Annotated in this window: 22 protein-coding genes, 1 CRISPR repeat array and 1 riboswitch; of the genes, 6 read left to right on the top strand and 16 right to left on the bottom strand. The window is 32.8% G+C overall.

Annotated elements, in window-relative coordinates:
• Positions 1–266 precede the first annotated feature (266 nt).
• Both lysS and DW761_RS20940 read right to left on the bottom strand, forming a co-directional pair.
• Complete coding sequence (gene lysS / locus DW761_RS20145) at positions 267–1748, bottom strand: lysine--tRNA ligase (protein ID WP_117519171.1); 1482 nt, start codon at positions 1746–1748, stop codon at positions 267–269.
• A gap of 477 nt (positions 1749–2225) precedes the next feature.
• Positions 2226–2456 (bottom strand): hypothetical protein, encoded by a 231-nt coding sequence (locus DW761_RS20940; RefSeq protein ID WP_147323341.1) that lies wholly within the window; start codon positions 2454–2456, stop codon positions 2226–2228.
• Positions 2457–2531: 75 nt separating this feature from the next.
• Here DW761_RS20940 and DW761_RS20155 point away from each other — a divergent pair, with 75 nt between their 5' ends.
• The 3 genes from DW761_RS20155 to DW761_RS20165 all read left to right on the top strand — a co-directional run bounded on the left by DW761_RS20155 (position 2532) and on the right by DW761_RS20165 (position 4387).
• Positions 2532–3005, top strand: a complete 474-nt coding sequence (locus DW761_RS20155) for a sigma-70 family RNA polymerase sigma factor (protein WP_117519173.1) — start codon at positions 2532–2534, stop codon at positions 3003–3005.
• Positions 3006–3010: 5 nt separating this feature from the next.
• Positions 3011–3763, top strand: a complete 753-nt coding sequence (locus DW761_RS20160) for a hypothetical protein (protein ID WP_117519174.1) — start codon at positions 3011–3013, stop codon at positions 3761–3763.
• A gap of 78 nt (positions 3764–3841) precedes the next feature.
• A complete protein-coding gene (locus tag DW761_RS20165; RefSeq protein ID WP_117519175.1) occupies positions 3842–4387 on the top strand; it encodes an RNA 2'-phosphotransferase in 546 nt (181 codons plus the stop codon).
• A 43-nt stretch (positions 4388–4430) separates the two neighbouring features.
• On the opposite strand, the gene DW761_RS20170 is transcribed toward DW761_RS20165, so the two are convergent.
• From DW761_RS20170 to DW761_RS20200, 7 genes are all read right to left on the bottom strand, one after another.
• A complete protein-coding gene (locus tag DW761_RS20170) occupies positions 4431–4886 on the bottom strand; it encodes a pyridoxamine 5'-phosphate oxidase family protein (RefSeq protein WP_117519176.1) in 456 nt (151 codons plus the stop codon).
• 12 nt (positions 4887–4898) lie between these two features.
• Entirely contained in the window at positions 4899–5495 is a 597-nt protein-coding gene (locus tag DW761_RS20175; RefSeq protein ID WP_233513145.1) for an ECF transporter S component, read from the bottom strand.
• Between the two features lie 76 nt (positions 5496–5571).
• Positions 5572–5693, bottom strand: a riboswitch (FMN riboswitch).
• 113 nt (positions 5694–5806) lie between these two features.
• On the bottom strand, positions 5807–6412 hold the full coding sequence (locus DW761_RS20180) for a peptidylprolyl isomerase (RefSeq protein WP_117519177.1): 606 nt from the start codon (positions 6410–6412) through the stop codon (positions 5807–5809).
• Positions 6409–7410 carry a tRNA dihydrouridine synthase DusB gene (gene dusB, locus DW761_RS20185; RefSeq protein ID WP_117519178.1) on the bottom strand — a complete coding sequence of 334 codons (1002 nt, stop codon included), beginning with the start codon at positions 7408–7410 and terminating at the stop codon, positions 6409–6411. The genes DW761_RS20180 and dusB overlap by 4 nt, the downstream gene beginning before the upstream one ends.
• Positions 7400–8284: an Hsp33 family molecular chaperone HslO gene (gene hslO, locus DW761_RS20190; RefSeq protein WP_117456227.1), complete on the bottom strand. Its 885-nt coding sequence runs from the start codon at positions 8282–8284 to the stop codon at positions 7400–7402. Before hslO ends, dusB begins: the two co-directional genes overlap by 11 nt.
• A 236-nt stretch (positions 8285–8520) precedes the next feature.
• Positions 8521–9686: direct repeats of the CRISPR family, unit length 32 nt; unit sequence ATTGAAATCCACAAGTTCATGAGAAACTTGAC.
• A gap of 149 nt (positions 9687–9835) precedes the next feature.
• Positions 9836–11122: a sensor histidine kinase gene (locus tag DW761_RS20195; protein ID WP_117455638.1), complete on the bottom strand. Its 1287-nt coding sequence runs from the start codon at positions 11120–11122 to the stop codon at positions 9836–9838.
• Between the two features lie 13 nt (positions 11123–11135).
• Positions 11136–11819 (bottom strand): LytR/AlgR family response regulator transcription factor, encoded by a 684-nt coding sequence (locus tag DW761_RS20200; RefSeq protein ID WP_117519179.1) that lies wholly within the window; start codon positions 11817–11819, stop codon positions 11136–11138.
• A 221-nt stretch (positions 11820–12040) separates the two neighbouring features.
• On the opposite strand from DW761_RS20200, the gene DW761_RS20205 reads away from it, so the two are divergent.
• Together DW761_RS20205 and DW761_RS20210 are read left to right on the top strand one after the other, a co-directional pair.
• A complete protein-coding gene (locus DW761_RS20205; RefSeq protein WP_233513144.1) occupies positions 12041–14704 on the top strand; it encodes a PD-(D/E)XK nuclease family protein in 2664 nt (887 codons plus the stop codon).
• Positions 14688–17897 (top strand): UvrD-helicase domain-containing protein, encoded by a 3210-nt coding sequence (locus DW761_RS20210; RefSeq protein WP_117519188.1) that lies wholly within the window; start codon positions 14688–14690, stop codon positions 17895–17897. Before DW761_RS20205 ends, DW761_RS20210 begins: the two co-directional genes overlap by 17 nt.
• Positions 17898–17908: 11 nt before the next feature.
• Here the strand turns inward: DW761_RS20210 and DW761_RS20215 are convergent, their stop codons facing one another.
• From DW761_RS20215 to DW761_RS20245, 7 genes are all read right to left on the bottom strand, one after another.
• A complete protein-coding gene (locus DW761_RS20215; protein ID WP_117519180.1) occupies positions 17909–18361 on the bottom strand; it encodes a low molecular weight protein-tyrosine-phosphatase in 453 nt (150 codons plus the stop codon).
• A gap of 637 nt (positions 18362–18998) precedes the next feature.
• Positions 18999–19466: a hypothetical protein gene (locus DW761_RS20220; RefSeq protein ID WP_117519181.1), complete on the bottom strand. Its 468-nt coding sequence runs from the start codon at positions 19464–19466 to the stop codon at positions 18999–19001.
• Positions 19444–20334, bottom strand: a complete 891-nt coding sequence (locus DW761_RS20225) for an AraC family transcriptional regulator (protein WP_117519182.1) — start codon at positions 20332–20334, stop codon at positions 19444–19446. Before DW761_RS20225 ends, DW761_RS20220 begins: the two co-directional genes overlap by 23 nt.
• 130 nt (positions 20335–20464) lie before the next feature.
• The gene (locus DW761_RS20230; RefSeq protein WP_117519183.1) at positions 20465–21025 is read right to left on the bottom strand and encodes a beta-glucosidase; all 561 of its coding nucleotides are present in this window, start codon (positions 21023–21025) and stop codon (positions 20465–20467) included.
• 383 nt (positions 21026–21408) lie between these two features.
• Positions 21409–22029 carry an AAA family ATPase gene (locus DW761_RS20235; RefSeq protein WP_117519184.1) on the bottom strand — a complete coding sequence of 207 codons (621 nt, stop codon included), beginning with the start codon at positions 22027–22029 and terminating at the stop codon, positions 21409–21411.
• 104 nt (positions 22030–22133) lie between these two features.
• Complete coding sequence (locus tag DW761_RS20240; RefSeq protein WP_117519185.1) at positions 22134–23015, bottom strand: zf-HC2 domain-containing protein; 882 nt, start codon at positions 23013–23015, stop codon at positions 22134–22136.
• Positions 22999–23478, bottom strand: coding sequence for an RNA polymerase sigma factor (locus DW761_RS20245; protein WP_117455624.1), 480 nt, complete (start codon positions 23476–23478; stop codon positions 22999–23001). Before DW761_RS20245 ends, DW761_RS20240 begins: the two co-directional genes overlap by 17 nt.
• A gap of 144 nt (positions 23479–23622) precedes the next feature.
• Here DW761_RS20245 and DW761_RS20250 point away from each other — a divergent pair, with 144 nt between their 5' ends.
• Positions 23623–24273, top strand: a complete 651-nt coding sequence (locus tag DW761_RS20250) for an HAD family hydrolase (protein WP_117519186.1) — start codon at positions 23623–23625, stop codon at positions 24271–24273.
• The last annotated feature ends 79 nt before the right edge of the window (positions 24274–24352 follow it).

Consider the following 24352-nt stretch of genomic DNA (forward strand, 5'->3'; position numbering starts at 1 on the left):
CAAACATCCTTCCTCCTGTCAACGCTTTTTTTATCTTTTTTTCGTTTTTTTATTCAAAAACTGTTAAATCCTATAAAAATCCGAGAATATAAAGGATTATTAACCTAATTATTATAATCAATATCAGTTTTAATTAAGAAATGGTTACTATTATATCATACATCTTGTATTCATTTTGATTTTCATAAGTATATCCTTTTCCTTCTTATATAAAGAAAAAGCACATCATCTGCAAATAATACATTAATGTGCTTATCTTATATAATTTATTTATTCTTCATGTGTGGGAATAATAAAACTTCACGAATGGTCTGTGAATTTGTAAGTAACATTACAAAACGATCAATACCTAAACCAACACCACCCGTAGGAGGTAATCCATATTCTAATGCTTCTACATAATCAACATCCATTTCATTAGCTTCATCATCACCTAAATCACGAAGTTTTAACTGATTTTCAAAACGTTCTCTTTGATCAATTGGATCATTTAATTCTGAGAATGCATTTGCATATTCATGTCCATCAATAAACAGCTCATAACGATCTGCAAATCTAGGATCTTCAGGATTCTTTTTCGCCAATGGTGAAATTGATGTAGGGTGTCCATAGATATATGTAGGTTGTACTAGTGTTTCTTCTACATATTTTTCAAAGAACAAATTGATAATGTGCCCTACACTATTGTGTTTCTTTTCTACTTCGATTTCATGCTCTTTGGCGATTGCACACGCCTCTTCATAGCTCATTTCTTTCCAGAAATCGACACCGCATGCTTCTTTGATTGCATCCACCATGTGCAATCTTCTGAAAGGAGCTTTTAAAGAAATTTCTTTTTCTCCATATGTAATTTCTGTAGTACCAAGTACTTCCATAGCTACATATTCAAATAACCCTTCAATCAAATCCATCATACCATGTAAATCTGAATAAGCTACATAAGCTTCTACTGTAGTAAATTCTGGGTTATGTGTTGCATCCATTCCTTCGTTACGGAATAAACGACCTATTTCATAAACGCCTTCTAATCCACCAACAATTAATCTTTTTAAAGGCAATTCTGTTGCAATACGTAAATAGAAAGGCATATCTAATGTATTGTGATGTGTGATGAATGGCCTAGCAGCTGCTCCACCAAGAATTGGCTGTAACACTGGTGTTTCTACTTCTACTAATCCCTTTCCATCAAAGTAACGCTGAACTGCACGAATAATTTTTGGTCTTGTTAATGCAATACGTTTACTGTTATCGTTCATAATCAAATCTACATAACGTCTACGATAACGTTCTTCTACATCCTGCAAACCGTGGAATTTTTCTGGTAGAGGACGTAATGCTTTTGTTAAATGTGTATATACTGTCGCTTTAACAGATAATTCTCCATGATCCGTCTTCATAACGATACCTTCAATACCTACTATATCTCCGATATCTGATTTTTTGAATATTTCATACTGATCTTCTCCGATGACATCTTTACGCACATAAATCTGCATTCTGCCATCTAAATCCTGAATATGCATGAATCCAGCTTTTCCCTGACGACGTTTTGTCATAATACGTCCAGCAATTTTAACAATTACGTTTTTTTCAACTAATTCTTCTTTTGTGAAATTTTCATATTCTGCGCGTATTTGTCCTGATTTGTGTGTTCTTTCATACGCATGTCCAAATGGATCAATGCCCATATCAATAAGGTCTTGCATCTTTTGGCGACGAATTTTTTCTTGTTCTGTCAACTTTTCCATGTTATTTACTCCTTTTCTTTTCATAATAAAAGCTCTCTTCCTCATAGGGACGAGAGCTTGATCGTGGTACCACCCTAATTCACTGTTTAGTTGCCTAAAACAGTCTTAGCGACTTTCATTAAGTCTATTCGTAACGTGAATGATTCGTCCTTTCGGAAGGCTCCAAGTCTTTGTTTCGAAATAAATTTCCATGCATCTTTTCCACCATCAAATGCTCTCTATTACTTCCATTTATTCTACTCTCTTATCAACGCCATATTTGCACATCTGATTATATATAGAATGAAGTTGTTTGTCAAACGAAATCTCTATTTTTTTAGCGATAAAATTTATCGTATTTTTTATTTATGAATTTTTTTATTTTTTTGAAAGCTTTTTATATATTATTTCGTATTATTAGTGAATGGAGGATATTTAAAATGAAAAAAAAGATTGTTACATTATTTATAGTGTTATTGATTGCAATAGGTGCTTTTGTTATATTAAAGCCAATTTATGCAGCTTCAGCTTCCTATTCTGGTGATAGATTCCATCATGAGGATTGTGATCAACACTCAGACAATCAGGATTGTCCAAACAGAAATGATCAAAACTGTTCACGATAAATGAAAAGAACTCATCAAATGAATCAGGACTGTGTTGAAACTCATCAAAGTCAATACAAACATAACCATGATTGTGTTTCGCAAGTTGAACAAAATTGTGCATGGACTGTTAACACCCATCACCAAATGCACCACAAATAGTGTATAATACAATTAAATAAAAAAGAAATGAGGTTCTATGCGAAGCGAAGAGGAAATTATTCATGCCATTAATACTTATTCTGATATGGTAAAGCGTATATGCTTTATTCATTTAAAGCAAGATGCAGATGTTGAGGACATTTTTCAAGATGTCTTTTTAAAGTATGCAAATGGACCACATTTTGAAAGTGACGAGCATGAGAAAGCATGGCTTATAAGAGTAAGTATAAACGCATGTAAAGATTCTTTAACTTCCTGGTTCCATAAAAAAGTTATTTTGCATGATAATTTAGAAATCTATGAAAACATTCCCTTTCTAACTAAATCGCATGATGATCAAATACTCTCAAATGTATTAAAACTAAAGGAGAACTACCGCAATGTCATATATTTATATTACTATAAAGGTTATAAAATAAAAGAAATCGCCCAAATATTACATAAGAAAGAAAACACAATACATACATGGATGAAACGTGCGAAGGAAATTGCGCTATATGCTTGGAGGTGATTATCTTGAATAAACCACTACAATCTTTAGATCATATACACGCTGATAATGATTTAAAAGAAAAAACAATGCTTCATGTATTGCAAGTAACAAAAAGAAAATCTCAATCACCAAAAGGAAAGTGGGCTTTCGCAATCTTACTTCTATGCTTTTTTATTTCTTTTCCAATACTATATTTATTTAATTCATCACCTTCATCAGAAGATGATAGTAATATAGAAGCTATTGTGTCATTTGATATAAATCCCAGCATGGAATTTAAAGTCAATAGTGAATTAATCATTACCTCGATCAAGCCTTATAACCAAGACGCAAAAAAAATTATTTCAGCTTTAAATTTAAAAGACAAGCGAATCGATGATGCAATTGATATATTATTACAAGATCCATTATATCGTGCCTATTTTAAAGATGGTATATTAGAAATTGGAATTTATACAAAGAACAGTCAGTTATCTTCACAGCTTGATACCTTAGTTCAGGAAAAATTGCAATCTAAGCTTTCTACTTCACAATATCATTGTTCACATATTGACGAAGAAACACATACAGCTGCTCATAACTCACATAATTCTATAGGAAAATATCGTGTTATAGAAGAAATCCTGTCTTATGATAACAATTATTCTTTAGAAGGTTTATCAAATAAAAGCATGAAAGAATTATATAAGATTTTATCATTATATGATGCAAATAATATTCCAGAAAGCTGCCAAAAATCAACTAATGAAAATGGTCATCATGGAAAACATCACTAAAATATTATATGTAAAAACATCCAAGCAATTAATTTCATGATATACTAATTTATATTTATAAAGGATGTGAAATATGTCATGTCAGTTAATGAACTAAAATTAAGTAAAACGATATCCTATGCTCTGCGACATCACCCTGAAGAATTTAATCTTCAATTAGATGAAGAAGGTTGGTGCATTATTGATGATTTGCTTAATGCTTTACAAACAGTCAATCAGTTACAAGATGTCACTCTTTCTGATCTCAAGAAAATGATTGCACATTCAGAAAAAAAGCGTTTTGAGTTAAAAAAAGATAAAATTCGTGCATATTACGGACATAGTTTTGATGTTAAAGTAAAATATAACGAAAAAAAGCCACCTGATTTCTTATATCATGGAACAGCAAGAAGATTTCTTGATTCTATCAAAAGACAAGGCCTTATTGCAAAGCACAGACAATATGTGCATTTATCCAGTGATCGTCATACTGCCTATCTTGTTGGAAAACGTCACGATGATTATCCAATCATTTTAAAAATTAACGCAAAAGAAGCATTTGATGATGGAATTGTTTTTTATGATGCTAATGATGCTACTTGGTTATGTGAAGCACTTCCAAAACAATATATTGATAACTTATAAAAAACCCAGAGCTTAACACGATTACACTAAGCTCTGGATTTTTTTAATCATAAGGTATTACTTCTACACTTTCTGTTTCAAAATCTACAAAAGTTTGAAATGCATTACGATGCTCATCCTCATCCCAAATTTCTACAAACTTTGGGGTCACTTCGATAATAATTTCACTATCTTCATGACTATATGCATTATAACTTTGCCAAAGATATTTTTTATACAGCGTTTCAAATTTGTGATCAGGCTCATCAACAACAAGCCCTTTATTTTCTGCAATACCTTCTACCTGTACACCTCCAACGCAAAGTGCAACTCTTGGATTTTCGAATAACTGTTGGGTTTTCCTAAAGTTTTTATCTGTCTTAAAATAAATTTTATCATCATAAATCAAGCAGCTAACATTTCTAACCATCACATAATCATTTACACTGGATGCCAATGCCATAATCTTATAATCTCCTAATTTTTTAAATAATAAGTCTTTTCCTTCTTTGAATGTCATTTTCTTTTCCTCCTATCGTTTATACGCGAATCGATGAATCATAGGACTAATTTTTTTATATACAAGAAACGTAATTAATCCATTCACTCCTGTTTTAATCAAGTTGAACGGGATAATGCCTAACAACACCATTCCTTCAATTGAATTTACTGCTGGATTCACTTCTTTACACATCGCTAAAATACTACTCATATCCATTTGATAAAGTGAAACATAAAATGGAATAATCAGATATAGATTTGTAATTACTGCTGTTACAGTACAAATAATTATACCTAATAACATCCCAATAGCAGCACCATTTCTGGTTTTGTGTTTTAAATAATATGCACTTGCCGGAAGTATCAAGGCACAGCTTAATAGAAAACTTTGTATTTCTCCAGTAAACATACTATTTGTACCATTGATAATTAGCTGAATCAATACTCTGACAATAATAATTGCAAGTGCGTTCCATGGCCCTAGGGCAAATCCTCCAATCAATTCAGGAATCAGTGCAAAATCAAAGCTCAGGAACGGTGGCAACAATGGTATCGGAAATCGAAATACCATTAAAATGGCACCTAATGCTGCTAATATTCCTATAAGAGCAAGATTTTTTGTCGTCATGTTTTTCAAACACAACACCTCCATTTCAAAAAAAAACTGGAAACGAAAAAAAACTTCGCCTCCAGGTGTACACAGAAAATGTCTTTTCTCATCCGGACTATTACCGTCGGTTCTGGAATCACACCAGATCAGCCGCGAATTTTGCGGGTCATGGACTTTACCATCGGTAGGGACTTACACCCCGCCACAAAGACTTTGATTCAATTTTGAAACAGTTTGTGTCTGACACATATCTGCTTGTTTTTTATTATAGCCCTATTTTTGATAATGAGCAAGCTTAATCTAAAAAAGAATGCTGTTTCCAACATTCTTTAATCTAAAATTTTAATGCTATTTATCACAGGCTGTTGTGATGCTTCAACTGATCCATTGTTATCTATTGCTTTTACTTTCTCAAGCTTATCTAATACATCCAGCCCTTTTGTGACTTTTCCAAATGCAGCATATTGCCCATCCAAATGAGAAGCCTTTTCATACATAATGAAGAATTGTGAACTGGCACTATCATAATCTTGCGAACGAGCCATTGATATAACGCCACGCTCATGTTTTATATTGTTTTCCACACCATTTGCGCTAAATTCACCTTTTATTGTATGTTTAGATCCTCCAGTACCATTACCATTAGGATCCCCACCCTGAATCATAAAATCCTCAATATTACGATGGAATGTCAAGCCATCATAAAAACCGTCTTTTGCTAATTCCACGAAATTAGTAACAGTAATTGGCGCTGTATCTGCATCCAATTCTAATTCTATTGTCCCATAATCTTTCACATCAATAACTGCGTGATGCTTACCTTTTAATAAATTTTCTGAAACTTGCTCTGTAGGTTTAGGTGTTTCTTTTGTCCCACACGCACTTATCGTTAACATAAAACAAATCATCATACAAACAGATATAACCTTTCTCATTCTTTCACCGCCTTACGATTCATCTCCGCCATATATAAGTCTAAAATTTGGTTCATTTCATCAAATGTTTCCATTTTCGTTAATGCATCTTTTAATTTATGAGAACCAGGCAATCCTTTCACATACCATGCCGCATGTCCTCTCATTTCACGCATTCCTACATACTCACCTTTCAGATTGCATAATCGTTTTGCATGTAATCTTGCCATCATAAATTTTTCTTCCATAGACACTGGTGGTAATTGTTTTCCTGTATCAAGATAGTGCACTACTTCCTTAATTAACCAAGGATCTCCTAATACCCCTCTGCCAATCATTACTGCATCGCATCCTGTTTCATCCAGCATACGTTTTGCATCTTCTCCACTTCTTATATCTCCATTTCCCATAACAGGAATTGTAATTGCTTCTTTTACTTGTTTAATATAAGACCAATCTGCATGTCCTTCATACATCTGCTTTTTGGTTCTGCCATGAACTGCAATTGCTTTAACTCCTACTGCTTCTAAACCTTTAGCTAAATCTACACATGTAATTTGATCCATATCCCATCCAATACGCATTTTAACAGTAACTGGTTTTTTAACAGCTTCTACTACTGCTTTTGTCATTTTTATTGCATGATCTACATCTTTCATTAATGCGCTTCCTGCTTGAGATTTAACAATTTTAGTCACTGGACATCCCATATTGATATCTATAATATCACAATCTGTTTTTGTATCTAAAAGCTTTGCTGCATAAACCATTGTTTCTATATCATGTCCAAAAATCTGCATCGTTAGAGGATGCTCGCCTTCTTCTACATCTGTCATACCAATAGTCTTTTCATTTTCATAATATAATGCCTTATCACTAACCATTTCTGTATAAATAAGACCTGCGCCAAACTCTTTACATATCACGCGAAACGCTGGATTGCTAATACCCGCCATAGGTGCAATTACAACCTGGTTTGCTATTTCTATATCTCCTATTTTCCAAGTATTATTTGGCATACTGTTCTAAAAACCTTTCTAACTCTTTTAATTCTTCTTCATCAAATTTATATTTTTCACCACAAAAGTTACATGTAATTTCACATCCATGATCTTCTTCTATCATTTTCATACGTTCTTCTTTACTTAATGTTGTTAAAACACGTTTCATTTTGGCACGATCACAATCACATTTAAATTCGATTTCCTGTGTACTTAAAATCTTTATATCATCAAACATATCTTTTAATGCTGATTCTAAGCTTTCACTTTCATCAATTAAATTTGACATTGGTTTTAATTTTCCTAAAACAGCCTCAACCTTTACAATATCCTCTTCAGTAGCATCTGGTAACATTTGAATAATTAATGCTCCCGCTGCCTTAATTGAATCATCCGGATTCACTAAAACTCCAACAGATACTGCACTTGGCGTTTGTTCACTAACAGTAAAGTAATATGCAAAATCTTCTCCAATTTCACCACTTTGTAATGCTACAGTGCCTTTCCAATTTTCTTTCATATGGAAATCCTTTGTGACTTCTAAATATCCATCAGTACCAACAGCAGTACCCACAGCCAAATGACCATTATTATATTGCAGCATGATATGAGGATCACTGACAAATCCTCTTACATGTCCATCACTATAAGCATCAACCATTATAGTTCCAATTGGTCCATGTCCATTAATATTGATAGTTATTTGCTCTTGTTCACTTTTTAACATGCTACCCATTAAACTTGCTACAGATAATGTTCTACCCAATGCAGCAGCACTTGTAGGCCACATATCAAAACGCCTTCTTGCATCTTCTACCAGATTTGTACTGGCACACATATAAATACGTACACGCTCTTCGCATGCTAGCGCTTTTACTAAATAGTCCTTCATTGTAATCAACTCCAATTCTGCTATTGAAGTATATCATAATTTTTATTGAAATGCGATGAATTACATATTTAAAATCTGGAAGTTTATACAATATATAAAAATAAAGTCCAGCCACTAAAAAAACTAAACTTTATTTTAATTATTATATACACAAAGCTATCTACAAAAAATAAATAAAACTATAAGTTCCTAAGAAACTTAACAGCACAGTCAATGACTAAAAATGATGAACATAAATTGAAAACCACAAGTTCATGAGAAACTTGACCGGCAAATGGTCAAACATCAATATTTACAAATTTTATTGAAATCCACAAGTTCATGAGAAACTTGACATCATCCTCAAATGATACTTTTGCTTCATCTGTGATTATTGAAATCCACAAGTTCATGAGAAACTTGACCGAAGAAAGCAGGTGAATAGCATGTATGCTACACCTATTGAAATCCACAAGTTCATGAGAAACTTGACATATCAATTTACAGATATATTTTTTTGATCAACAATTGAAATCCACAAGTTCATGAGAAACTTGACTAAACATTAAGTTCCGATTTATAATTTTTAATAATTGAAATCCACAAGTTCATGAGAAACTTGACTTTTACTGCCCCCGTTGACACCTCATGTAATCTATATTGAAATCCACAAGTTCATGAGAAACTTGACTTAGTGCTGTGTCTATCAAACCGCATTCATCCTGTGTATTGAAATCCACAAGTTCATGAGAAACTTGACCGTAAAGGCGGCGGCTTGGGTAAGAGACACCGTAGGAATTGAAATCCACAAGTTCATGAGAAACTTGACGAAAATTTACTGAGGTCATACTTGTTGTAGCTAATTGAAATCCACAAGTTCATGAGAAACTTGACTCTCCATTAGGGTTTGCGTTTTCAACTGAGATTACATTGAAATCCACAAGTTCATGAGAAACTTGACACCGTTTTTAACCGCATTATCATACAGATTAAATTATTGAAATCCACAAGTTCATGAGAAACTTGACTTTATGCAAAGCTGATGGATCTAGCAAGTACTGATTGAAATCCACAAGTTCATGAGAAACTTGACTCATCTCCTCGATCTCCATTTTTATAGCGTTCAAATTGAAATCCACAAGTTCATGAGAAACTTGACAGGAGTGGGCAAAATCGTATAAAAATGAAACAGGAATTGAAATCCACAAGTTCATGAGAAACTTGACTATATTACTGCTAAATCATCATTCAAAGCATATATTGAAATCCACAAGTTCATGAGAAACTTGACTACTTACGTAATGTTTAATGATGATTATGTAATTATTGAAATCCACAAGTTCATGAGAAACTTGACCCGTAAGTAAAGCAATAAATGCCCGTTTAAATCAATTGAAATCCACAAGTTCATGAGAAACTTGACCGCAAAAATATTATTTACTTGCTAACTTGTAACAAATTTCCATCAAATGAAATCTCTCTTTCTTTCAATCTGTTACATATCACTGATTAAGACACACAATTTAGCGCGAATCTCCTAGAGAAAACATGGGAGCTTAATATTCGCAAATCTTAAAATCTTGTTTTCCTATGATAATTATCATCGAACATGATAAATATCTGAAATAACTCTTCTGCTGAAAATTCAATTTTCCCTTGATATTTCTCAACAATCTGTTCAATATTACGGAAACCAAAACCGTGCATATGATGATCCTTTTTATTACTAATTAAACGATCATCCTTTATAATCACTTCATCTTTATCATAAGAATTTGATAAATCAATATAAATAAAATCATCCTTATGTCCAATACTTAAACGAATTAATTTACGCTCACATTTACAAACCGCCTCTAAACTATTATCCAACAAATTTCCAAGCAAAATACATAAATCCATATCATCTAAAATTGCCAGCGTATCATTTATTTCCATAATAATCTTTACATCGGCCTCTTTCATTTCAGCCATCTTCGTGTTTAAGATATAGTTTAAAGTAGCACGTTTTGTATGAATGATTTCTGTATCCTTTACCACATGATAAACCTGCTCAATATAAGCCAAAGCATCATTATTTTTATCATTTTCAATCATATTATGTAAAAGATTTAAGTGATTTTTCATATCATGATTGATGGATCGATTTTTCTCATAGATACTTTGCAGGTCCTTATAATACATCTTATCCGCTTCCAACATTCGATTTCTCATTTGTTCCTCAGAAAGTTCCTCACCAGTCTGAAGTAACATGGCATACTGATTAAAGAAAATCAGATAAATTAAACTTAACATTAAAATCAACAGTAATACCATAACCGGATTAATTTTCTCTTGAATGAATAAAGATGAAATCACGATTACCAGAAAAAACAAAATAACTTCAGCAACCATAAAAGCTAATAACTGTCGCTTTAATTTTAATAATTCCAACAAGAATACTTTGTGCTTTTTAAAGTATAAGAAAACAGTTACGAATACAATTTTGCCTCCAATCACACAAACTGGATATACAAGACGATCTTGAAAAATTTGTTTTCCTACATCATCAATAAAACAATTTTCAATCAATAATGTAATAATATTAATCAAATACAAGACCGTAAATATAAATAATACATAGAAAAATGTTGTATATATCTTTTCATTAAAATTCATCCAACAATAGAATATCAACATGATGATTGCGAACAAAGTAAGATAAGGGAAATTTAATGTATCTAAACAATATGATGCCGCACTCATTCCCATACAATACAGCACTTTAATTAACTTACTTTTCTCTTTAAAAAATAGTCCTGGAAAACTTAAAATAATAAAATTTTCAAGCAGGGACATGCAGATGTACAAAATCATCATATGATCATTCTCCTTAAATTGCAGCGTATCGTCGTAATAAATTCAGCATATTGCGTTGACTAACGTCTAATTTCTGCCCGCCTTTCAAATATAAACAAAAATCCCTTCTATTAATATGATCAATATAATACGGATTCACCATACAGCCATTGCTTGTTAAAACGAATTTAAACTTTTCATGATCTTTATGAAATTGCCTAAATGTCGAGCGACGGCGGAATACTTTATTGTTTTTATCTAAAACACAAACATAATTACCTTCAGAATAGTAACATTGAATATCCTTATAGTTAATACGTTTTTTAACTTTCAACATATCATACACAATTACTTCATCACTTTGTTTGATAAATAAATCAGCTAATGCTTCAATTGCTTCATCAATTTCTTCCGCAACTCTGTTCTTGCGTATGAAACGCATCGCATGAAATTTATAACCTTCACAAATCAATTCCTCATGTGAACTAACAAAAATCACAGGGATTGCTTTGTCATTCATATAAATCTTTTCCGCTAATGCAAATCCTTTATTTTCATTTTGAAGCTCAATATCCAGAAAGTAAGCATCATAAATAAGTTGTTCTGGTTCAGAATCAAAACAAAAGATTCCCCATTCTGGATATCTATCCTGCATATATTCCTTTAATGTTTTTGAAAAATGTGGATCATCTTCAATAATTGCAACTGTATTATCCATAATTCCCAACCCCTTTTTTCACGCAACTTTATTCTACTACACTTTGCCCCTTAATGAATAATCTATAAAAGTTAATTTACATTATTTTCCGTAAGAAATATATTTTTTATCATTTTTATGCATCCTCTTACAAATGAAATCAATGCTTGTACTTTTATAGTATTTCCTGTAAGATTAATTACCTTGTTATGTTATAATGATACCATTGAAAGGAGATTTTTATGATAGAAAACTTGCCCCCTTTTTCAATTATTTTAGCACCAGCTTATCTGCATCCCATTTTGCGCGCAGATATCATGAAACAAACATCTGGCTGTATGGGATTACAGCTTTTATCACCACAAACTTTTTTAGCTTCTTTTACACAAAAACAGGCTAGAGATCATGTGGAAATTAGCTTTTTATATAAACAAAACATTGAAAAAATAATTTCACAATTACAAACATATCAAGCAATTGCTTTAACGCCGTCCTTCTTAATGGAATGTTACGATTTTATTGAAAGCATGAAATTTTATCACATATCCGTTGATGAACTTCCAGATAAAACGCAGGCACAACAGGAAATAAAGACGATTTTGAATAATATATTTCCAATCCAAACCGCACAGGATATATGGAATGAAGCCGTTTTAAGAATTTCAGATTGTTCCAATGTTTATATTTATGATGCCTTTTATTCCTTAAAAGATGAAAAAATATTAAATATATTAACATCTAAAGGGGCGCACACCATCCCATTACCAAAGCCCCAGCAACAAAAGGAATTTTATCATGCAATCAATCCTCGTCAAGAAGTAGAAGCTATTGCTCAATATATTATTCAACATGATTTAGATGCGGATGATATTATCATTACCCTTGCATCTTCTACCTATAAGCCATTAATTGAACAGATTTTTAAACGATATGAAATACCTTATACCCTCTTACAAAAAAACAAAGCCAGTATTGTTACACAAAGATTTGTAAATCTAATAGCATATGCCTTATCATTTGATCAGGAGGATCTATTTGCATGCATGGATGCTGGTGTGTTCCAATCAGAACATTTAGATGAATTGCGAGAATATATAGAAATCTTCAACTGTGATATATTTCAGCCATTTCATCACCTTATGAATGTTCAGGCAAACGGACATATTTTAGATGAAGTTGAAATCACAAAATTAAAGGAACTGGAAGAAATCGCAGAATCTGGCAGGCAGGAGCTTTGCGAAACATTATCATTATTCATTGAAGATGATTTACATCAACTTGTGACTCATTTACTTGATATTTTGCACAATGGTATGAAAGCAGCCAGCAAGGAGGATATTTCTGTTTTATCTAATATACAGGATGTTGTTTCTTCTAGTTGGAATTATCTGAATACCAAAGATGATCTTGCTTTTTTATTACCTTTTATTGAACAGATATCCATATCTAAAAGTGTTCGTGAAATTCATGGTGTGATCGTGGGTGATTTAAAACAGATTATCCCAAATCGTACACATCATTTCCTTGTTGGTGCTACGCAAAAAAATTATCCTGCATTTCCATCAGAAAGTGGAATCTTTGATGAAATCTATCTTCGTGATACAACACTTCCAGATATGGAAACCCGCTATCAATACTACATTGCGCAGTGTGAAAAGCAACTGCATACCAATTCACATCTCATTGTATCTTTCCCATTAGGTACTTATGAAGGAAAAGGCAATGAGGCAGCACTTGAAATTGAGGAAGAGATGAAATGTGATCCAACAGCATTTCCTATCATGGAAAATTATGAAAAAATCACTCAAACATACATCATTCAGCCAGAAACCGCCAAAGCATTATTCGTAAAAGGGCATCATATCAAAGGTTCTATCTCCGCAATTGAGCGTTATATTCACTGTCCATATTCGTACTTTTTACGTTATGGTCTATCTTTAAGAGAACCAATGCAACATGGTTTTGATAATTCTTATATGGGTACAATGGCCCATTATGTGTTGGAAACGCTGGTAGATGAACTTGGTAAACAATATACCAAAGCAGCTATGGAAAGAATCGAAGAAATTGTTAATCAGGAAGTAGAGGCCATTGCTGCAGTATTTCCAAATAATGCTGACTTGATGGAGGTTATCAAACATCGTTTTTTGGTAAGTTTTGCGCAAACTTTAAAGCGTCTGGATGATTTTGAAACACATTCCGCAATGGGACCATATCTTCAGGAATATGAATTCCATGAAGAATTTCCTATCACAGAGGATATCAGTTTTGCTTTAAAAGGGTTTATCGATCGCATTGATGCCAGTGGAAACTTCCATTGTATTTTAGATTATAAAAGCAGCGCCAAATCTTTAAGCGAAGATAAAGTTTTTGCAGCACTACAACTACAGCTTCTAACTTACTCAATTGTAGCGAAAAAACAGCTTCATAAAGATATTCTTGGGGCTTACTATATCTCATTAAAAAACCAAAACATTCCTTATATTGCTGGAAAAATGAAACGTCGTCCTGTTGGATTTGTGGAAACAGAAAAAGATGAGTATGAAGAAAACATATTAAAAGCACATCGCATCAGTGGATGGACTATGCGCAAGGATATTGATATGCTGGATGATAATGGCAGCCATATCATTGGGGTATCCATGAATAAAGATGGCATCGTAAAAGCTAGAAAATATTATCGTTATGAAACAGTTTATGAATGGTTCATTTCCCTTTACCGCACGATTGGCAATCGTATGCTTTCAGGTGATATTGCATGTTCTCCAGATGCGGATGCATGTACTTATTGTGCTTATTATGAAATTTGTCGATTCAAAGGATTCGCCAGTGAGCGAAAGCCACTTGTGGATATTGATGATTCACTTTATTGGGAAGGAGGTGTTGATGATGCCGACATGGAATAAACAGCAGCTTGCGGCTATCACCACGAAAGAGAAAAACATCCTGGTTTCCGCTTCTGCCGGAAGTGGAAAAACCACAGTACTGGTTGCCCGATTAATGGATCTGGTATTAAAGGACCATATTGCGATTGATGAAATTCTTGCGATGACTTTTACAGAAGCAGCCGCAAATGAAATGAAAAAACGTCTTGCGAAAGAACTACAAACAGCTTGGCAAAACAGTAAAGATGAAGCAGAAAAGAAGTTTTTATCACGCCAGCTTTCTTCTTTAAGTAATGCCTATATCTCTACCATTCATTCCTTTTGTCTTTCTATTATTCAAAAATATTATTATATGATTGGCTTAGATCACGAACGTGTATGTAGTATTATGGATAATGGCGCAATGACACTTTATCAGCAGCAGGCTTTAGATGAAGCATTACAAATTCAGTATCAGAAACATGATGAAATCTTTTTAACTCTGTGTCAGATGTTTTCTTCACGACCTGAGGATATGGAAAGTCTATCATCTATGATTATGCAGCTTGCTACACTTGCCAGCAGTAAACCTGATCCTGATGAATGGCTGGATCATTTACATGATGCTTATTCTGGTATCAAACATATAGAAGACCTGCCAGTAAATATTTATCACAATTTCTTTGAATATCTGTATGTTGAGGAACAGCGTTATGAAGAGGCTCTTCATCATATGGATGAAATCTATCGTTTAAAATATCCTAATGAGGTAAAGAAGATTGCGGTATTAGAAACGAAGCTTCGTGCACTTTCTTCTATAAAAGAACCTATACAAAACCAGGATTATGAAGGTTTTCGCAGTGCGTTTATCGCAATTTGTCATGGTATTGTGCCAACTTCTCCTGAAAAAGAAGATAAAGAATATGCACGCGTACGTAAACAAATTAATGATATGGAAGATAAACTGCTGTCTTTATTATTTCGAGAAGAAGAATTTATCTCTGATTTAAATAAATTATGCCCTGTGATTGAAAAACTCGTGGAAATCACGAAAACTTATCGTAAAAATTATGAGGCCATCAAGGAGAAAAACAAACAGATCGATTTTGATGACATGGAGCATTTTGCCTTGGCAATTCTTGATGTAAATGACCATGCTGTAGCTGATATTTATCGTCAACAATTCAAACAAATCATGGTGGATGAATTTCAGGATAGTAATGATGTACAAAATGCTTTGGTTATGCGTATCTGTACAGAAAACAATGTTTTCCGTGTTGGTGATATCAAGCAGTCCATTTATGGCTTTCGCCATGCCAAACCTCAGCTGATGAAAGGACTAATTGATCATAAAGGAATTCATGATGAAGTAATTTATTTATCAAATAATTATCGTTCTAAAGAAATGATTGTAGAATTTAATAATGAATTATTCAAACTGTTAATGAATATGGATGGTTTTGATTGTAGTTATAGTGCGCAGGATGATGTCGCAACAGGTGTCCCTGCACAAAAAGAAGATAATGTACCTATCTGTTTTCACACCATTTTCCACAATGAAATAAAAGAAGCAAATGATCTTATCCTGTCTAAAAATGATTTTAAGGCAAGTTATATCGCTAATCAGATCCTGGAGATCAAAGAAAAAGAGCATCGTAAATGGAAAGATTTCGTCGTTTTGGTACGTGGCAATGCTAGAAAAGATGATATGAAAAGTGTATTTGACGAATTGAACATTCCCTATTTTATTGATATTAAATATGGTTTTTATCAATCAAACGCGGTACAAATCATGTTGTCTGCGCTGCAAAGTCTGTATGCACCACATGAGGATATTCCATTTGTAGCAACTATGCTTTCCCCTTTATTCATGCGTACTAATGAAGAACTTGCACAAATAAAACTGATGAAAGAGAAATATGCTTCCTATTATTCTTATTATCACGAGCATCCATTTCCTGGCTTTGAGCGTTTTGAAGAACTTCGTAAAAAACGCAATGTTTTACGCCTGAGTGAGATGTTAAATGCATTATATGATATCAATGATTATTATGTATTACACACAACCATTCAGGAAAAGACCAATCTGGATTTATTGTATGAAAAAGCCATCGCTTTTGAGGAGGATAATGCTTGTGGTATTCCTTCTTTCTTATCCAGAATTGCACAGATTAAAGATGCGCAAACTGCAGAAGCCATTCCTATTGGTTCAGATGCAGATGTGGTCCGAGTTATGAGTATTCATCAATCAAAAGGGCTACAGTTTCCAGTTGTATTTTTATGGTCGACTGATCGTATGACACCAATAGAATTCAAAGAATATTGTATCGCAGATGCTGACCTTGGCATCGCAATGAAAGCTATGGATCTTCCTCAGCGTTATGTCAGAACTACCATTCCACGTATTGCAATGGAGCATAAAAAAGATAAAGAGGAATTAGAAGAAGAAATGCGTATCCTGTATGTTGCGACAACCCGTGCTCAGCAACAAATGCATATTGTAGATTGTATTCAGGCTCTTGAAGATTATAAAAAACCATTAACCATGTCTGGTGTATATGATCGTGGCGGCTATACCAGCTGGATTCTACAAAGCTTTCTGACTCATCCAAGTGCATTATTCACAATCAAAGAAGTTCACCAAATGTGGGAAAATATCCCGGTTGAAAAAGAAGTTCCCATTTATCAGGAAATCCCACATTATCATAAAACGCATCAACCAATGAAGTTTTCGAGTGCTACCAGCATCACTTCTACTGAAGAACTACCAGCTTTCCAACCAAAAAGCGGTGCTGGTATGAGCTATGGTACACGTATGCATCATATGATTGAACATTTGCCGAACACATCATGGGATAAGGAAATCATCACCACCTGTGCAAAAGATTTACAGATATCATTAAAAGAATATGATATTACTTCCTTACTTCAATTAGGAAATCATCCATTTTATCAATCACTTTTCAGTAAAACATGTTACCATGAACTTCCCTTTATGGTAAAAATAAAAGATGAAATTCTACATGGATTTATGGACTTTGTGGCAATGGATGATACTTCCATGACCATTATCGACTTTAAAACAGATCGTTTGGATACTCCTGAAGAATTCATCAAATTATATCGTTCTCAACTATCCAGTTATCAGGATGCAATGCGTATTTTATATCCTGATAAAACATGTGAAACGTATATATATGCTTTTCATTTACGTACCTTTATACAAATAAAGTAGGCGAAATTTGCCTACTTTTTTAATGTTTTTAAAAATGCTTCACAGCCTTCCACAATATCGGTATATGTAATATCAAAATTATCAGTATACCATGGATCTGCAATATCTCTTGGATGATCTGAAAAATCTAATAAGCGCATCATCTTATGCTCTGGATCACCGCCCAATAAACGTTTCATATTACGAATATTCGTTTCTTCCATACCAATTAAATAATCATATTCCTCATAATCTTTCTTCGTTAACTGTCTTGCACGATGATCATGCATTCTGACTCCTTCTTTACGAAGTTTGTCTTTGGTACCATAGTGCACGCCATTTCCAATTTCTTCACGACTTGTTGCACAGGAATCAATCATAAATTGATCTCTCATTCCTGCTTTTTCCACCATATCTTCAAAAACAAACTGTGCCATTGGTGATCTACAAATATTCCCATGGCAAATGAATAGTATTTTTATCATTTTTTTATCTCCTTATAAGTCCTATATTTTTCTCTTGAAAGCTTTATTTTACAGGTTTTTTTATATATTCAGAAACTTTATGACTCTAATGTATTTTATCATATTTTTTCATTTTCTCTCATATTTCCTTCTGTAAAATTGGTAAAAAAATAGTTTTACCAATAGCTTACAGTATTATCATATCATAAGTTTAGCAAGAAACTTTGATAATTTTAGCTATTTTGGTCTATAAGTTGAAATGTATAAACTTAATTGCAGGAGTTGAAAGTAGAAATAACCTTGATGCTAATAAGCAATCAAAATATGGTGGTTACTGCTATTCATTATATCCATCATGTTACTGATTGCAGCTTTGATTTTTTTTGTAAATCCTAGCTTTACTGAATCACCATGTATGATTATATTGTTCTAATTATAATTGCTATTCCATTTTGTATATACAAACTAAACAAGTAAAAATAATGCTATTTATATCAAATCATCAAAATAACATTTATAAAGGGAATATCATTAAGTGATAGTAAGTTATCAGCACTATTAAAAAAAGAATCAGACAAAGAATCTTGCGTTCTGTTTTTCTACAAGATTCTTTGTTTTTAAACGAATCATTTCACTTTTTATATTTTTATAGTCAAACTCACTTCAATTTTAATTTTTCATAATTATAAGGAATACTGCTTCCAACAACCACATCTTCTATTTTATCTATAATCAGCCAATCATCCATATTTCCCTGATGATCAAAATCAAGTGGTTCAATTTTTTCAACATCATCAAAAGCTACCAGACAAAGACATTTTTTATGCCAGTGGATTTTTTGTTTTTCGGTTAAGCACAACTGTTTCTGATTTTTGTCTAATGTGCTTATAATCTCATCATCTGATAATTTCACAAAGTTTTCCACATATGTGACTCTTGCCTTTGCACTTATTTTTGCGCTGCCTTTTTCCATAAAATACAATATTTCATCTTTAAATACTCGACTATGTGGGATTTTTCTTCCCGCAGCTCCACGAATGATCATTGTCTTTTGTCCGTTTAAAATCTTATCTAATTCACGTTCCCCTTTTTTACCTGTTTTATCACAGTATACTACATGTACCATTTGTTTCTTCCTCCTCTATGATTGGAATCCATATCTGACTCAAATACTCCTTTGAAAACGCATTTCCATCACTAAACCATTCTAATTCTGGACATGCAGCATGGCGAAATGGATATTTCATCAGCCATTCTTCATTTAAAAATTTCCATCCTGATTGAATCGCCTGTGGCACAGGACCGATACAATCAAATTTCGCCCAAGTTGTCAATGGTATGGTTATTTCTGTAAATCCTGTTGGTAATTCTTTATTAGAAATTACCATAATGGAATATTCTATTTCAGAAGTATCCTCCTCATACGAACTAAACAATCCAAACATCCCTTTAGATATTCCTTCATCTAATGCAACCAGTTTAGAAAAGGTACCATCTTTTTGACATTTATTCCAGAAAGCAGGAACACTTTGATAATGCGCCTGATTTATTTTTGATATTTTTATCGTTTTTCCAATTAATCGAAAAGCCTTTTGCTTTTCTAGACACCAAGCATATGTTGGTGCGGTATTTATCTGCATTTTGGGGTATACATTTAATTTTGCATTTTCTTTCCTAGCATCTTTTGGTGAAATACCATGAAAGTTTTGAAAGGCTTTAGTGAATGAAGTTGGTGAATCATAACCATATTTATAGCTGATTTCCACAACTTTTATCTTTGTGCTTTTCAAATCATAGCCAGCCAACGTCATTTTTCTATAACGTACATATTCCGCAAAACTAATGCCATTCATATAAGAAAAAACTTTCTGAAAGAAACCAAAAGAGCATCCCGCAATCTTCGCAATTTCATCTTCATTAACTGGCTCTTCTGTTCTTTGAAGATGATTTTCTACATAATCAATGATTATTTGTAATTTTTCATTCCATTCCATCTGATACCTCATTTCATAAAAATATTGTATCAGAACATCAAACAGGATGCATCTCTTTTTACGTACTTATCGGATAGGAAAAAACACCCAATTTGGGTGTTTCCTTCATTTTATGATACAATATCCTTTTTTATGCTGCCTTCTCTAATTTTTCCATATTTTGCTGGGACTCTTTATTCACAAACCTGCGTATCGCCTTCCATATAGAATATACGATATTTTCAAAAACACCTAGGTGCATACTTTGTACGATAATTGAAGCTAAGTATCCATCTTTACTATGGTCATCGGATGCATCAAACATCAATAATAATACCATGATAATATCATTTTCATTTAAATATTCTATATCATCCCATTGAGGATCAATATATTTTTGCATATCTTCTTTACGAAACATTTCCATAATGGCCAATATATCATCTGATAAATCCATGGTACCTTTACTATAATACAACTTTCGATTTTCCTGCCATAATCCAAATCTTGTGGAAAAATCCCTCACACGAAAACTAATTGGCAATCGCCAATCTTCAAATGGCTCTATATAGCCACTACCATCTAAATCCTTAAAAGCAAAACCATCTTGTTCAATGATTTGAATACCTGCATTAGGATCATATCCCAACGATTTCCCACCTTCATTATCAATAATTAACCCGTCATCTGTATGTGTCAATTTCCAATGCATATAGAAGACCTCCTTGTGTATAGTTACAGTATATCATAGCTCAATGGTGTTTAATGTCTGATAATCTTGTGAAATTATGGTAGATTTTCTACATACTACAAAATAAGGAAACATGCAAGAAAAAGTTAAAATTCAGATAAAAAGCCTTGCTTTCGTATAAGTTAACCCCTTTCATTCCTTGATTTATAATTTTCATGAAATTTTATCTATTACTTAAAATTTTGTGTTATAGTTATCAACAGATACACAGCATATTATGCGAAAGGAGGCTCCAATGATGGATTATCATTTATACAGAAGCTAATTACAATGACATCAAAAAAGATTTTTTATTTTTCTATATATACAAAAAAGCAGGAGTTATTCATCCTGCTTTTTCTCAACTATAATTCTTTATTTTCAATGACATCTTTAATGATTGCGACACTACGATCAATCCCAAAAGTAGACGTATTAATGCTGATGTCATAATTATCTGCTGCTCCCCATTTGCGATCAGTATAGTATTCATAATAATTACTTCTTCGCTTATCAATTTTTCTTACTGAAGATTCAATATCGCGTTCATCAACTTCATAAGAATGAATGGCACGTTCTTTACGATCCTCCATATCTGCATGAATAAATACATGTAATACATCATCTCGATCATTTAGCACATAATCAGCACAACGTCCGACGATGACACATGGTCCCTGATCAGCAACTTGCTTTACTACTTCAGATTGAACGATGAATAAACGATCATTTAAAGAAAGCTCTGTCATTGTGGATAAAGGTCCTCCTAAGGAATACCCTAATGCTCCTAATAGATGGAATCCACGACTTGTACGTGTACCTTCTTCTTCAAACAATTCCTTATCCATTCCACTCTCTTTTGCGGCAATTTCAATTAATTCTTTGTCGTAAAATGGTATGTTCAGCTGTTCTGCCAACTTCTTCCCAATTTCTCTACCGCCACTTCCAAATTGTCTACTGATGGTAATAATGGTCTTCTTTTTCATAAAAATGACCTCCTTGTTTTGTTACTTTTATTATACTATGATACCCCACCAACATCAATGTAAACCTTATCATTTTATGAAAGTCTATACATTTCTTATATTAATTATTCCAGCAACAGCTTTTGCATTTGATCTATATCTTTAATTTTTTCTTTATATACGATATGTGAAATTAATTCATCACCAACATATAAATTTATAATATTACAACTATCTATACTGGCAAGTACGCCTTTTGCGTTATTTTCAATTTTCTCCTTCTCTAATCTGGATAATGGTTTTTGATATATTAAATTGATTGCATAAGGCTCTTGATCTGTTTTTAAACTAAGTGTTTCTACTTTTATATCTGCCAATTTTAATAATTCGTAGACACCGGACACATCTCCCACATATGGGATTCTTTTTTCTATGAGAAGTGCTGACATTGCATTATAGATCTTGCCATCTTTTGTGATTACTTGATCTCCAACCTTTAAATAATGTTCAATATCTTTTAAAGGGATCTTAATATTGGATACACCATAAGAATGAAAGATTGATGGCATTACCTCCTGATATAATATCTCTTGATAAAATTTCCATCGATCATCTAACGTATAACCAATAATTGCGAAATTACGATTTGTACCCGTAAGCCCAATTTCCACTTCTGTATTTGTAACTTTCATGATTGTATCTTCTACTTCATTCGTATAGCTTCCAATTAACCAGATTTTTGTTAATATTCCTGTCATAAATATACAAATTGTAATCAATATTGCGATAATGATTTTCAAAGAATTCTGTTTTTTCACTTTCTTTAAATAATCTAATTCTTTATCTTTATGTTCGTCCTGTAAAGGCTTTTTCATATTTTCATATAAAGCCCTGCAGGCATCACATTCTTTTAAATGTTCTTCCACAAGCATTTTTGCATCATCTTCCATGCAATCATCAATATAGTTTGGTAACAGTTCTCTCACAATACTACATGGTATCTTCATCTTGCATACCCTCCTTGATCTTTGTTTTTCCACGATAGAAAGTAACCCTTGCCCAATTTTCACTTTTCCCCAATATTTCACCAATCTGTGCAAAAGATAAATTAGCTGCCAATCGCAAGTAAATCACTTCACGATAAGGATCTGTTAATCCATGTACAAGTTTTAAAACTTCTACACTATCCCAGTTCATATGGTTTTCTACTTTATGATTTTCATCTAACTCCACAGTTTTCTTTTTTCTAAACTCTACTTTTAAAAGGTTATTAGCAATTCCACATAACCATGTACTGACTTTACAAGTATGATCATAAGTATCTAATTTCTTTAGCGCAATTAAGAATGTTTCCTGTGTTAGCTCTTCTGCTAAATCTTCTTGATAACATTTTTTCAGAAGATAGCCATAAACGATGCCGGCATAATTTTTATAGATATCTTCATATTCTTTTTTCTTATGTTCTTCCATGACTACCTCCTTCATATAATACATGATGAATTACATTGTTTCGTTACAATTTTTCTATTTTATTTTAAACTATTTTCACAATTGAAAGCATAGCATATTACTACATATTTCGCTATAATATTTACATAAGAAAAAGGTGATGAAATGAAGAAAGCAGTAATTTTCGATATGGATGGATTGATGATTGATAGTGAACGTGTAACATATGAAGAATATAAAAGAAAACTTGATTTATTAGGATACCACGACTTTACAGAAGACTTATACAAACAATGTCTTGGCAAGAATAAACAAGGAATATGCCAGGTATTTCTTGATCATTATGGAAACGATTTTCCTATGCAGGAAGTTTGGGATGATGTGCATATCTGGATAGATGAACGATTAAAGCAGCAGGTACCTAAAAAGAAAGGTCTTGATGTGCTGCTTCTTTGGTTGAAACAACATCAAATCAAAACGATTGTGGCAACCAGCAGTTCCCGTCAGCGTGTAGATGAAATTCTAAAAAACGCAGATATTCTTCCTTATATAGATGATAGTATCTGTGGAGATGAGGTCACACATGGCAAGCCTGATCCTGAAATCTTTTTAAAGGCATGTGAAAAAGCTGGTGTATCCATAAAAGATGCTATCGTATTGGAAGATAGTGAAGCTGGTATTGAAGCGGCATATCGTGGTGGTTTGGATGTCATTTGTATTCCTGATATGAAGTATCCGGAACATATTTATCAAGTGAAAACTACAGCGATATTTTCAAGCTTAGATGATGTAATTGACTATTTAAAAAATCTGTAGACTAAACTCAATGCCAATAAGTTAAAGGTATTGACAAAAACAAAAATCAGGAATATAGCTATTGAATGGAAATCAAAGG

This window comes from Absiella sp. AM29-15 (genome assembly GCF_003434225.1).
Taxonomy (GTDB): domain Bacteria; phylum Bacillota_I; class Bacilli_A; order Erysipelotrichales; family Erysipelotrichaceae; genus Hoskinsella; species Hoskinsella hominis.